Here is a 12,706-nt window from a genome sequence, read left to right on the forward strand (position 1 = left end):
GTCAAACGTCGCTGTTGTCGCTGCCGGTTTCGATCTCCTCGGTGGCGCGCGCAAGAATCGCGGCGATGCGGCGCTGCTCTTCCGGCGCGGCGTCGGTGCGGCGCAGCAGCGCGCGCTTGAGCGCGCGGCGCGCCTCGATCAGCTCGCGCACCCAGGCGCTGCCTTCGGCCGGATCTTCGCCGGCCATGGCGCGGCGCATGACTTCCATCTTGCGGCCGAAGTGCGTGAGTTTCGCGAGGATCAGGTCCGCGCGTTCGCGGTTGGTCTCGAGGTACGCGCGGCCTTCGGGCGAAAGCTCGTAGCGCTTGCGGTTGCCTTCGAGCGTCACGCTCACATAGCCCAGTTCTTCGAGGTACGTGAGGGCCGGGTAGACCATGCCGGGGCTCGGGCTGTAGAAGCCGTTCGAACGCGCGTCGAGTGCCTTGATGAGCTCGTAGCCGTGGCTCGGGCGCTCGGCGAGCAGCACGAGCAGCATGAGTTGCAGGTCTTCGGACGTGAACTTGCGGCCACGGCCGAAACCGTCGCCGTCGCCGAAACCGCCGAAGCCGCGGCCGAAACCCTCGCCGAAGCGATCGCCAAAATCGCCAGGACCTTCGCCGCCGCGATGGCGGCCCATTGCGTGGCGCAGCGCATGCAGCGCCTGCATGGCCGGGTGGCGGCCGCCGAAGAAGTCGCGCGGATCGCGCGCGGGGTGGCCGTGACGGCCGGTGTGACCAAAGTGCGGATGGTGGCGCATAGGGCCTCTTTGTCTGGTGAGTGTCTTAAAACATGTCTTAAGATATATATCGTAAGAGTGTTTGTCAAAGAAAATATTTGGGTTTATCGGCGCACAACAAAGTGTGCGGGAACGCAAAAATTGCGTTTCAGGAACAACAAAGTGTGCGGGAACCGCGAAATTTGGTGTGCAGCGCACAATTTTTCGCTAGTTTTGCTATCGAGAGGTAATTTTGATAGCGCCGGGGTTTGCACAAATGACATGCAGATTGGGCGCACTGCGGAACACTGGTTCGAGCGGCATCGCTTGTCAGTAAATAGGGGCATATTTAAACCGACGCGCTCGCGTGTTTGGCGCGCCGAAGGCGGTTCTCAGCTCTGGATGGACTTTCAAAAATTAGTGTGAAGGCGAGTAGGGCATTCGCCTCGACAATCGCGCACTTCTGAACTGCCTTTTCCATTCGGCGCGCTGTTTCTGGTTTGGCGCGCTTGAATAAAAAGGCCGCCGGAGAAGGTGTTTGCTGGCGGCGCTATATGGAGCTTGTGGCGAGGGTGCTCGACAGTTCACGCGATGAACTGGAGCAACCGTCTTTAACCTGGCTAGAGGGCGAGCGCCTCCTTGAGAGGTCGCCTGACGTGCAACCTGACTTACCGACTCCGATACGGTTAACCAGAGTGGGATAGCTGCGGCGGATGTAAATAACAGGCCGGCGACAACCGTCACGGGGGAAGCGAACGCATCAACAGGCCGGTCATGCCAATTGGCGTCGGGACGTTGCAGCGTAAGAGACGTAAATGATGCGTCGCAAAGTATCTGGTAGCTCAAAGAAAAAGCCACCGGGGTCTGCACCCAGATGGCTTCAGTTTCGTGTTTTGTATTGTCTGGTTATCAATCGGACGGAGCGCTGCTTCGCACATCGATCAAGTTAAACCACGCTGAACTGCTCGCGACGAAAAGCAACGCCGATCCCGCGCCAAACGCAACGTAAAGCCAACTCAGCAGGGGAGCTTTGTGCCTCGCTTCGAACGTCAGGCTGGTGAGGGTCCAAAGAGCAAAGGCGGTGAGTACAAATACCCGTGCAAACTTCTTACGGCGAACAATTGCCACGATGACAAACAGCCCCAGGGCAAGCGCTGCGGCCCACAATGCGCCAAATAGCACCGCTCCCTTCACTTGAGCTGGCGTGAGCGTAAGTTCCGCGAACGAAACAATGGCCATCCTGATCAATGCGTAGACCTGAAATGCATACGTGGGAAGGATGAGAAGCAACGCGAGGACCACGGTTCGCGGTGCGTCTTTATTGAAGCGGCGAAGACTGTCTACCAGCAAGGTTTTCTCCCGTCCGTTTCGTGAGCGGCAAGTGTCGCCGGAGGTGTTTGACAACTCAAATGCCACCATAGCCAGGCTAAACAGCAGGGTGAGCGCGCTCCAGCAAACCCAATGAATTTTCATTGTGCGCAGAGTCCTCTGCGGTTCCCTGATGAGGGTCGCCTAGCGAATCTCGCCCAACCAACTAAGTACGGTCGCATCGATGGAGGTACATCCTGTCGGTAACTGGGCACTAAGAATGTACGGTCTCACACGGAACTACCTTTGCGAAACTGCAACGGCCGCTTGTGGGCCGGCTACAGCCTGTGCGCAATCGGTCTCCACGGCAATCCGAGAAGATCCTAAAAGAGCCGCTACATCGCGCGGTGCTCGGCGTTTGGTCCGGAAAGCTATCTGGATGGCAGCGGTATTTGTTGTGTTCGCAACCGTACAATCTTCGGCGCGAGAACGACGCCTTGGCATGGTGGTTCTGACAATTGCTGACAGTGGCGCGACGCCAATGCACATAACATTAAGTTATGTATGCATTCGGATAATAAATATGGTTCCGCTTCCCCTTGCTTTCTTGGCCTCGATCCTTTTTTGCGCAGCCCTTTGTGTACTCGGCCTGCTGCTGCTCGGTTGTCCGATGTAGGGTATTTGGGATGGGAGCGAGAACCGCTATCCGGAGCGCCCGCGAGCTAGTCCCTTGTGGGCGGCTTATTTCGGCGGGCAATCAAAAAGGCTCTTCGCAGATCTCCGGGCTAGGGCTCTGTTCGACCCTGAAGAGACCTACGTCTATGCCCAGATCAGCGGCAACTTCTGGCGAGCAACGGCCGTTCGACCATTTGAATACATGAGGTGCGTGCAGCAAGCAAACGAACAGGCCCTTCAGGATGTCCCGGACGCTGGATCGGCAAAGAATACGCACCCACGCGCTCATCTTTCGGCCTCGTCTGTTTGCAACACCGACTTCTAACGATTTCCGACAAGCCAGTCGGCAAACACACGTATCCTGCGGATACCGGTCACTGGGAGTGTGACAGCAGCTGGTGCGCTCCACGCTTTGACCACACTTAACCTCGCGACGTAACATACAGCGGCCCGAACCGCCAACGTCCGCTGTGGTGATCGTGCTTCGGGTCGCGCTCCTGCGCCGCTTATGGTCGAAGGCAACTCGCCCGCAGGCAATCAAGTCTTGATTGGACGATGAGTGCCCTTGGTGAGCCTCTGCCGCTTGGAGGGAGGCGACCCATCGTCGTCTGAATCATCGTCATCCCCGCCTCTCCTGAAGAGACCCCGAATGCGGTCGACGTCATCGTGGAAAGCGATGTAGATCGGCAGGTGATCGCTCTGACACTCCCGCCAATCCGGATCAACAATATCGCTGACTTGGTCCGAACCTCCAGGGGAAGGCATAACACGGCGGCTTGAGGAGCCCGGGATGATCCGGCCCGCCTGGAATGAATTACCGATCGAATTGCTAACATAGGCCTTGTCGAGCGGTGAGCCGGATCCCTTTGCACTTGTCGCGCCGAGCGAAGGCGTTTGGTAGTTACTGGGGTTGCGGCTACGCGAGGCGCCAGGAGTTCTCGTTCCGTAAGTGTTCATATCGCCAATCACGCAGTGCACGCCATCCGACTGGGCTGCGTTAATGGCTCTGACCGCGTATGCACTACGGGCAGCAATGTCAAACGGAGCGTGGCAAGTAGCAATCTTCATCCGCTCCCTGTCCTCCTGTGCGTCGAAGACGACAAGAGGGTTGGTCCGGGTAATCGAGTATGTACCTTGGCCGACGTTGACATCTACACCTTTGACGTTGCTGACTACGACACCTTCACGCGAGATGATCACTATGTCGCCTTGCGAACTACCCTTACTCTCGTGAAGGTGGCCGCGCCACGATGACTCGCATCCACGCGGCTGAGATTCCTTGCGGCGCGACCCGAAGTCGCGTAGCGATCCGGTAGGCTCCTGAATCACAAGCAAGCTGGTTCCCCATCGCTCACAGTCCTTCAGTACCTGGTCGAACGGAATATTCCTCGACTTAGCCATATTCCAACTGACGACAACCATGCGGAACCTCCCGGCGACGTTGCGTTTTTTGTACTACAGGTCGATCGGCCCTCAATGACAGGGCCACCCTTAAAACACGCAACTCCGGCTCGTTATTCCGGCGCTCGCGCCGCGGCCAATCCCAGCACAATCTCTAGAAGCGCTGCCTGTCACCATCCGAAAAAAGATCGACCATTTCCTGCGAAAGTTCACGGCGTGTACGTCCTGCTGTATCTCCGCCAAGCCCGGCCCTAACGTGCTTCGACGAGGGAGCTGATCAGCGTGCCAGGTTTCTCGCGTGCTGCCTCGGGCACATCAACCTCCGCGATACATGGGATCGATGCTGTCGCCCGGTGCGCGCTTGCCGGACTGAGACCTCGCCGATGCGCTGCCGCTGACGCCGCGATGATTCTTGTGAACCACGCTGCTGTAGGGCGATGACGTCGTTTGACCGCTTTGCGTTGGTGGCGCTCCGCTGTCGGAGCGAGAGTCGGATGCAGGTACGTAGTCGCCTGCGAAAGCAGGCGCGGCCAGCGATGCTGAGCATGCGACCCAAAGGGCGATGAAAGTTTTCGCGTTCACGGGAACTCCAATGATTGAGTCGCGGACGTTGCGCGAGCAAGCCCCACCGGAGATGGCTGTCGTGCCCCTCAGGCGTTGGTGCCGCCGTCGACGGTGAGGCTTGCGCCGGTGATGTAGCTGGCCTCGGGGCCGGCGACGAACGCCACCATCGCGGCGACGTCGTCGACGTGGCCGAACCGCTTCAGCGCGGTAATCGCGATCTGCGGCGGCGCAAAGTCGCCGGTCGCGGGGTTGTTATCGGTGTCGATCGGCCCCGGCTGGATGTTGTTGACCGTGATGCCGCGGGGGGCGACCTCGCGAGACAGGCTCTGGGTGAACATCTTCACAGCGCCCTTGGTCGCGGCGTAGGTCGCCAGGACCGGCATCATGTTCCGCTCGCCGACGCAGGAGCCGATAGTGATGATGCGGCCGCCCGCCTTCAGGTGCTTGAGCGCGGCCTGGGTGGCGGCGAACACGCCGCGCAGATTGGTGCCGATCACGCGGTCCATCTCCTCGAGCGTGGTCTCCTCGAACGGCTTGGGGATGAGTATGCCGGCGTTGTTCACCAGAATGTCGAGCCGGCCGAAGGTGGAGACAGTCTGTTCGACCGCGGCCGTGACGGCCTTCGCGTCGGCGGCGTCTGCCTGGATCGCGATCGCCTCGCCTCCGGCGCTTTCGATCTCCTTCACCACCCGGGCGGCGGCCTCCGCGTCCCGGATGTAGGTGAACGCCACCCTGGCGCCGTCGGCGGCCAGCCGTCTGGCGATCGCGGCGCCAATGCCGCGCGAACCGCCAGTGACGAGGGCGGTCTTGTTGGTCAGTTTTGCCATGGGACACTCTCCTAAAGATTTTAGATTCCGTGACGCTATGCGCGTGTGCATCCGTGCCCTGAGACCTCGTACATAGCGGGTCTCTAACGGAGAACAGTCGGATTGGACAATCTATTCCGCATTTGCCGCACTCAGGACGATGGTTACTCTCCCTGTCTTTCTGGCACCGTATTCTGTTGAAGCTGGTCGAGTCTTTTTCTGGAATTCCATAAATGCTTCAGCGTTTCACGCTACGATCCGTAAATAATTAGGGAGATAATTTGGATTCCTGAGTGAATCGGATTGGCTCAAGGTAAAAATCAAGCGAGCCTTTAGCGCACTGTCTTGCAGGATTGGAGATCGTCAGGCATGCCGTGGGCGATGATGGTCGATTCCAGCGCCACGATTGGGCGACCGATGGCGTGTGCAGCAGCAACAGGCGCGCTGCGGGTCAGCCAGGAACGTGCACGATCAGCAACCATGTCGATGTCTCGTCAACTGAGCTGGTTCGCTACCATCCAACCCGAACCGCCGCCGAGTCCGGGACCAGGATGGGTCGATGCGCCGATGTGGTACAGGTTCGCATACGGCGCGGTATGCCCGCGTTTGCCTGAGACGCCTGCGAACGGACGCAGCCAGAAGAACTGGTCCGGCGAGCACACTCCCGAATAGGGGTCGCCGCCCACGAGATTGCAGTTCAGGCTCTCGAGGTCTGCAGGCGAATATGCGCGCCGGCCGACGATCCTGGCGGCGAGTCCCGGCATCACCGTTTCGAGGCGCCGCTGGATGCGGTCGGCCACCTGCTCGCGCACGGCCTCAGTCCAGCGGCCGTCCTGCGGGACCTCGATCTCGCCCGCGGCGTCCCCCGAGAGGCGTGACGGCATGTCCTGCATCTGCAGCCACAGGATCGCCGCGCCGTCGGGGGCGCGACTCGGATCAACGGCAGTGGGCTGCCCGATTGCGATCGTCGGGCGGGAGGGAATCAGGCCGTTGTTTGCTTGTGCCACAGCCATGCACACCGCTTCCAGGCTCTCGGTCAGATGCACGAGCGGCACTTTCGCGAGTTCGGGGTCGCACCACGCAGGCGGCAACGATAGCGCAAAGTGAATCTGCATGTCGCCGCGCCCGAAGTGATAAGAGCGTGCGCGCTCATGCCAGAGTGCGGGTACGTCCGGCAGCAGGCGCTCATACAGCTGGCGCGGCGTGACGTTGCACACCACGGCGCGTTCGGCCTGCCATAGCTGGCCATTCGCTTCCACACCGACCGCGCGGCCATCCTTCACCAGAACCCGCTGGACATCGACGCCGGTCGCGAAGCGGCCCCCATGCCGTTCGATCACGCTGCGAAACGCCTTGACGATATTACTGCTGCCGCCCTTGACGAGCGGCATGCCGCCGGCCACCACGGCCGCGAAAGTCAACTTGCCGAACATGGCGGAGCCGGCGTCGTCGGGACCGAGGCCGGCGTGCAGCACCCACGGCGCGATCGCCGCACGCGCGAGGTCGGAGGCAAAGGTCCGCGTGCTCCAGCGCCTGAAGCTTTCTAGCGATGCGCCGCCGAACTCCACGAGACCGTCGAGGCCGCGCTTGCGCCTTTCGTCCCACAGCAGCTTGACCATGCTCCAGCCGTACGGATTCTCGCCGAGCAGGCCGAACGTGAGCGCCGCATCAGCGCCGAACAGGCGCCGGGCGGCGGCTGCGAAGGCGGCGCCATCGCCTTGGCTTATGGTGTCAAGACGCACGGCGGTGTCGGCGATATCCTGGCGAAACGCGAGCGAGCGGCCATCCGGCGTGACCACCCCTGTGGTGTAGCCGGTCTGCACGAATTCGAGACCGGCCGCGTGCAGATCGTCCTTCATTTCCGCATAGGCAGGACTGCCCACGAAGAGCGGATACCACGATGACATGATGTCGTGCGTGTAGCCCGAAAACAGCGTTTCGCTGCGAATGCACCCGCCCAGCTCGTCGTTGCGCTCGATCACAAACACGCGCTGGCCGCGCCGCGCCAGCACAGCCGCGCACACGAGCGAGTTTATCCCGCTGCCCACGACAATAACGTCTGCCTTGTCCTGCATGTCTGCTCCCACATTGTCTGCCTGATTGCTTAAGCTATGGCTGGCTCATGGCATCGTACGCCGCCTTCAGCGGTGCATCCGCTGTGTCCCAGAACGGCAGATTGCCGTACTCGACGACCCCTACTGGTTGCGCGGACGAGAACGATGCGGGCCGTACCACGAGGCCCTGCAGTCTGGATGTCCGGAATCGCAAGGTGAAGAACAAGGATCGGGAAATGAAGCGACTGCGAGCGCAACCGAAGCGGCGGTTACCAAGGGATGATCTGATCAAGATGAAAGAAGGCGCCTGAGAGGCCATCCCCGCCGAGGAGCGCCGCTTTCACGCTTGACTGTGCTCCTTGAGAGGGTTGCAGCGGCGCAGCATCAGTACCCAGGCGGGTCTTGACCCATCCCGGATGAATCGAATTCACCTTGATGTTCGTTCCCTCCAGTTCCTGGGCAAGTTGAATGGTAAACAGATTCAAAGCAGCCTTTGAGGCGTTGTAAGCGTAACGCTTGGTGTAAGCGACGGCCTGATCATTTCTCGCGTGCAGCGTTAGCGAACCGAGGTGGCTGGACACGTTCACGATCCGTGCACCACTACTCTTGCGAAGGAGGGGAAGCAGTTGGCCTGTGAGCAGGATCACCGCAAAGACATTGATTTCAAACAGGAGCCTGAGCTCTTCCAGCGAAGTGCCACTCGTGAGGTGATCAATCACAGTCCCGGCGCCCTCTGGTGTTGCCACTCCGGCGTTGTTTACAAGGACATCAAGTTGCCCGAATTGGCTCGCAATGAGCTGCGAGACCGCAACACGGTCCGCAGAATTCGTGATGTCCATCTTTACCGGAAAGACTGTCGTCAATCCTTCCTCTTTGAGGCTTGCTACAGCCTGTTCCGCTTCCTCCAGATCCCGGGCGGCGAGCAGAACCGTTAGACCCTTTTCAGCGAGTTGCCTTACAGTTTCGAACCCAATTCCACGGTTGCCTCCAGTGACGAGGGCTACTTTTGCACTGGCTTGCATATTCACTCTCCTAAAAAATACAGCGTCCGTAGCACTATGCATATGCGCATCTATACCCCGAAACGTCGTACGTAGTGGGTCTCTAACAGAGAACAGTCGGCTAAGACAATTTATTCCGCTTTTTGCCGCTACAAGACGATGCCTACGCACTTCCCCCAGGCTATCGGGCACCGTATCACATTGAAGGTAGTCGATTCGACTTCTGTCATTCCAAAGACGCTTTAGCGTTTTAAGCCATGACGTGTCAAAATTAATGATGTAATTTAGGTTTCCTGATATATGAGAATATTCTGAATGGTACGACGGACGTCATGGATCAAACCAATCGCGCCCAAAGCGCTTACCGCGGCGGCTGCGGTCCCGCTCCAGAGCGTCATTGGTCAACGCTGGGTTCGACGCATATTGCTTCGACTGCCCGGTCAGGTCTTCCCTTTGGCTGCATCGGGTTGACTCAAGGTTAAAATAAAACCCGCCATTTAGGCTTGGTACAGTCCTTCAGGATCGGAGATCGTCAGCTGGCGTAGACCTAAACGCAAGCTGGAAACTTCCCTCTGCTCATGAATGACAGAAACAGAGTAAAGGCAGCCTGCAGGAATGATAATCAGCTGATTTTTCATATGGCTGATTCCCGAAGAGAATCGATCGCTGGCGAACGCTTTTTTGGCGACATCCACAAGAACAAGCAGGCGAGTGGATGTCACGTGTATGGTCGAGCGCATATATACGCTCTGTCTTGCCATCGGATCACCTGAGAGTCCGCTATGTGATGAGGAAGTGACGTGCGAGTGACTATCCGCGCATACGGTCGAAGGACCGCTCCTGGCCGAATTCACGCATTCGCCCTCAAGACGGCCACCGCGCGCGTGGCCGCTCCTTTGCACAGTTCGCCATGCGTCGTTGCGCGCCCATCGAGCCGCCTGCTAATCGCAGACAAATGCTTGTCACACACTTTGTCTGCGCCCAGGCCGAGAATTTTCCCGGTTAGTGCCACAATAAGCACGCATCAGTGCCAGCAATATCCCGTCACGGAGGCGGACGTGGTTCACATCGCAAATACAGCGGTTTGCGCGACGGTGAACGGAATTAACGCATCCCGTTTCTTCCGATATTTTGCGTCGGTTCTTGTTGGTGCGATATTGGCACCAGGTTCGGCGCAGGCTCAGTCCCTTTCGTTCGACTCATTTGCTGTGCCCTCCGGCAGCGCACCGCACGATGTCGCGCCAGAGCCTGGCGGCACCGTCTGGTACACCGCGCAGGCGCAAGGCGCAGTCGGAAGGTTGGACCCGCGCAGCGGCAAGACCGAGCGGATCCCGCTCGGCAACGGATCGGCGCCGCACGGCGTGATCGTCGGTCCGGATGGAGCAGCATGGATCACCGACGGCGGGCTGAACGCGATCGTACGCGTCGATCCGAAGACACTCGCTGTCGCGCGCTTCCCGTTGCCTGAAGACCGACAGAACGCCAACCTGAACACGGCGGTCTTCGACAAACGGGGGCACCTTTGGTTTACCGGACAAGGCGGAATCTATGGTGAGCTTGACCCGCGCAGCGGCAGCATGCGCGTGTTCGATGCGCCGCGAGGGCCGGGCGCCTATGGCATCTGTGTCACCCCTGATGGCAGCTTGTACTTCGCTTCATTGGCTGGCAGCTACCTCGGCCGCATCGATCCGGTGAGCGGCGCGGCGGAGGTCATCGAGCCGCCAACACCGAAACAGGGAGCGCGCCGGGTATGGTCCGATTCAAAAGGACGCGTCTGGATCAGCGAGTGGAACGCAGGAATGGTGGGAGTGTTTGACCCGGCGACGCATCGGTGGCGCGAATGGAAACTCCCGGGCTCCGATCCGCATGCGTATGCGATATTCGTTGACGACAGAGACATCGTCTGGCTCAGCGAATGGAGCACTAATGCGCTAGTGCGCTTTGACCCAATAACCGAACGATTCGAGACGTTTGCGCTGCCGCGGCCACACGCGAACGTACGCCAGATGATGGGCCGGCCGGGAGAAGTCTGGCTGTCGGAGTCTGGCACGGATCATCTGCTGCGCTACCGGTCCAGCGCAACGCTTGACGGCAGCAAGTGAGACCACTGCAACCGTTGTTCTCTCCAGGCACCCCCAATGACAGACGATTCCGATTCCGATCCCGACAAACTGAAGGGTCCTGGTGGCATGACGCTGCGGCAGATCCACGAACAGGTACGCAAATCCGTCCAGCGGGATCGCGAAGCGCAGCCCGCGCACAACGCGCCCGCGCCTAAAAGCCGATGGCATCGGTGGGTACGGTACGTATGGGGCCGCAGCGGGCGACGCTAGCTGCTGACAGGCAGCCTGTGAGTGCCACTGACCGGCGGCTCGACTGTTTCCGCCGTCATGCGCTCGCATGAATGTCTGCTACGACGCGGATTGCGGTCGTTGCGGATGCGAGCGTGTGCGTCGCCTTGTGGCCGACGGCAGCCTGACGCGGTCTGGAGTTGTCGGTATCGAAAAATGGGTGCCCGGCAACCTATCGCGCTGGAGGCAATAAAAGTCACTCACGCCAGACAACAGAGTTATCGACCGCATAGAGCCTGCAAGGATTGGCACTCTGCTTTTGACAATTCGCCACCGCGACAGACATCGGATCATCGCCACCCTCCGCCCACGACCACGCGCCGGAGTCCGAAACAGCAAACGCACGGCCCGGATACTGCTGCAGGAAGTTCCGGTACGCACTGCGCCCAGATTCGTCAAGGAACGGCACAGCCTGGACCGAGTCGACCGCCGCATAGCCGGTCGCTTTCGGCCGGACCGGGTCCGCAACGCTGTAGCGCGCACGAGTCGGCATTCCTGCCCGCGCGAGGAACGATTCGACTGGCGGCCACCACACGCGCACGCCATTGCGATCCCCGACCAGGCGATGCGCGTCTTTTTTGTACGAACCAAAGTTGACCATCTTTGCGCTCGCACCGCTTGCCGCAAAGGCGGCATGCATCTTCGTACTCAACGTGGCCGGCCAGACCGAATCGTTTTCACCGTATAGCCACAACGACGGCACTCGCGCCTTCTCGCCATATGCGCCGAAAGCACGCGTCAAATTTCCCTGCCAATCAGTGCACGTGTCCTGCCGTAGACCGCCTGAGAAATTAATCAGCGCCCGCACGCCGGGAGCCGCTTCGGTGCCATATGCCATTGTCGCAAGACCGCCGTGCGAAGTGCCGGCTACGACAATGTGCTGCGCGTCCACATAGGGCTGCTTTGACATGAAATCGACGGTCGCGGCAATATCGGTCGCCTGGCCCATGCCATTGCGTTCGACATCGCAGCCGTGCTGTTCATACGTGCCGCCCGAGTGCGCGAAACCGCGCCGGTTCGGTGCTACGACCACGTATCCGCGACGCACGAATTCGCGAGCGAGCGGGAGCGGTTCGCTGCGTGCCTGCTTGTGCGGATCGCCCTTAATCTTGCCGTGGTTGAAGACGATCATCGGGAACGGGCCAGGGCCGTCCGGCTTGTACACCGTCGTTTCGAGCAGGACCTTGCCGGACGCATCGGCCGGAATGCCAATGACCTGTTCGTTCAGGCCTGTGGCAGGTAGGGAGGTTTCGTTGACCGCAATGGGGCGGACCTGTGTGTTGGCGAGAGGGTGTGCGTCCACGTCCACGATCGGATGGGCGGGCGCAGTGGGCACGACAAGCGCCAGGCATGCACACGCGATCACACAATTCGTCAGAACTTTCCCGAATCGCATCCGCTACACCCTCCTGAGTTGATACCTCGAATCCCTGGCGGCTCTGTGAATAGTGTTGCCGCAGGGCCTGTTTCTTTAGAGACCGCTCCGGTGGCCGCCGAGACCACCCGCCAAAACTGGGCGCGACGCGATGACGCCTGAACCCTTCGCGGTGTGTCCGCATCGACCGAACATCTATATTGTAGATAAATCAACCAAAAATCAGTGCGGGCAGAACGTCGCAGTGGCGGCAATCGTCGTTGGACGGAGAGGGTATCCGCCTGAAACAAGGTAATATGTTGAGAGTTAATACTGACGCATACAATTTGCTGGCATGGATATATATGGTTGATATATCAACTTAGAAGTGATGTAAATTAACTTTGATGAAGGGGCGATGTTTCACGAAGTCATTCCGGGTCCGCTTGCGCGATCCTCCACTCGGGCTTGCTTTCGGCCACGTACCCGGTCCGGCAA

General features: G+C 59.6%; 9 protein-coding genes and 1 pseudogene. 1 reads left to right on the plus strand and 9 read right to left on the minus strand.

Annotation, left to right across the window (positions count from 1 at the left end; all coding sequences use genetic code 11):
- Nucleotide 1: 1 nt before the first annotated feature.
- The 8 genes and pseudogenes from AB4Y35_RS04065 to AB4Y35_RS04100 all read right to left on the minus strand — a co-directional run bounded on the left by AB4Y35_RS04065 (nucleotide 2) and on the right by AB4Y35_RS04100 (nucleotide 9,264).
- Complete coding sequence (locus tag AB4Y35_RS04065) at nucleotides 2–646, minus strand: helix-turn-helix transcriptional regulator (RefSeq protein ID WP_368703846.1); 645 nt, start codon at nucleotides 644–646, stop codon at nucleotides 2–4.
- 957 nt (nucleotides 647–1,603) lie between these two features.
- A complete protein-coding gene (locus AB4Y35_RS04070) occupies nucleotides 1,604–2,167 on the minus strand; it encodes a hypothetical protein (RefSeq protein ID WP_368703406.1) in 564 nt (187 codons plus the stop codon).
- A gap of 1,047 nt (nucleotides 2,168–3,214) precedes the next feature.
- Complete coding sequence (locus tag AB4Y35_RS04075; RefSeq protein ID WP_368703407.1) at nucleotides 3,215–4,099, minus strand: hypothetical protein; 885 nt, start codon at nucleotides 4,097–4,099, stop codon at nucleotides 3,215–3,217.
- A gap of 629 nt (nucleotides 4,100–4,728) precedes the next feature.
- Nucleotides 4,729–5,469, minus strand: coding sequence for an SDR family NAD(P)-dependent oxidoreductase (locus AB4Y35_RS04080; RefSeq protein WP_368703408.1), 741 nt, complete (start codon nucleotides 5,467–5,469; stop codon nucleotides 4,729–4,731).
- Between the two features lie 317 nt (nucleotides 5,470–5,786).
- Nucleotides 5,787–5,930, minus strand: a pseudogene (locus AB4Y35_RS04085) (pseudouridine-5'-phosphate glycosidase); the annotation flags it as partial.
- A gap of 12 nt (nucleotides 5,931–5,942) precedes the next feature.
- On the minus strand, nucleotides 5,943–7,523 hold the full coding sequence (locus AB4Y35_RS04090; protein WP_368703409.1) for a phytoene desaturase family protein: 1,581 nt from the start codon (nucleotides 7,521–7,523) through the stop codon (nucleotides 5,943–5,945).
- Between the two features lie 248 nt (nucleotides 7,524–7,771).
- Entirely contained in the window at nucleotides 7,772–8,524 is a 753-nt protein-coding gene (locus AB4Y35_RS04095) for an SDR family NAD(P)-dependent oxidoreductase (RefSeq protein WP_368703410.1), read from the minus strand.
- Nucleotides 8,525–9,000: 476 nt separating this feature from the next.
- Complete coding sequence (locus AB4Y35_RS04100; protein WP_368703411.1) at nucleotides 9,001–9,264, minus strand: hypothetical protein; 264 nt, start codon at nucleotides 9,262–9,264, stop codon at nucleotides 9,001–9,003.
- A 342-nt stretch (nucleotides 9,265–9,606) separates the two neighbouring features.
- Here AB4Y35_RS04100 and AB4Y35_RS04105 point away from each other — a divergent pair, with 342 nt between their 5' ends.
- Nucleotides 9,607–10,605, plus strand: a complete 999-nt coding sequence (locus tag AB4Y35_RS04105; protein ID WP_368703847.1) for a lyase — start codon at nucleotides 9,607–9,609, stop codon at nucleotides 10,603–10,605.
- Nucleotides 10,606–11,050: 445 nt separating this feature from the next.
- Here the strand turns inward: AB4Y35_RS04105 and AB4Y35_RS04110 are convergent, their stop codons facing one another.
- Entirely contained in the window at nucleotides 11,051–12,250 is a 1,200-nt protein-coding gene (locus AB4Y35_RS04110; protein WP_368703412.1) for a dienelactone hydrolase family protein, read from the minus strand.
- Nucleotides 12,251–12,706: the final 456 nt, after the last annotated feature.

The organism is Paraburkholderia sp. EG286A (assembly GCF_040965375.1).
Lineage (GTDB): Bacteria > Pseudomonadota > Gammaproteobacteria > Burkholderiales > Burkholderiaceae > Paraburkholderia.

Bases quoted from the DNA above. Each gene is read 5' to 3' on its own strand.
- AB4Y35_RS04065 (WP_368703846.1), bottom strand. From the start codon at position 646: ATGCAGGCGCTGCATGCGCTGCGCCACGCAATGGGCCGCCATCGCGGC.
- AB4Y35_RS04070 (WP_368703406.1), bottom strand. From the start codon at position 2,167: ATGAAAATTCATTGGGTTTGCTGGAGCGCGCTCACCCTGCTGTTTAGC.
- AB4Y35_RS04075 (WP_368703407.1), bottom strand. From the start codon at position 4,099: ATGGTTGTCGTCAGTTGGAATATGGCTAAGTCGAGGAATATTCCGTTC.
- AB4Y35_RS04080 (WP_368703408.1), bottom strand. From the start codon at position 5,469: ATGGCAAAACTGACCAACAAGACCGCCCTCGTCACTGGCGGTTCGCGC.
- AB4Y35_RS04090 (WP_368703409.1), bottom strand. From the start codon at position 7,523: ATGCAGGACAAGGCAGACGTTATTGTCGTGGGCAGCGGGATAAACTCG.
- AB4Y35_RS04095 (WP_368703410.1), bottom strand. From the start codon at position 8,524: ATGCAAGCCAGTGCAAAAGTAGCCCTCGTCACTGGAGGCAACCGTGGA.
- AB4Y35_RS04100 (WP_368703411.1), bottom strand. From the start codon at position 9,264: ATGGCAAGACAGAGCGTATATATGCGCTCGACCATACACGTGACATCC.
- AB4Y35_RS04110 (WP_368703412.1), bottom strand. From the start codon at position 12,250: ATGCGATTCGGGAAAGTTCTGACGAATTGTGTGATCGCGTGTGCATGC.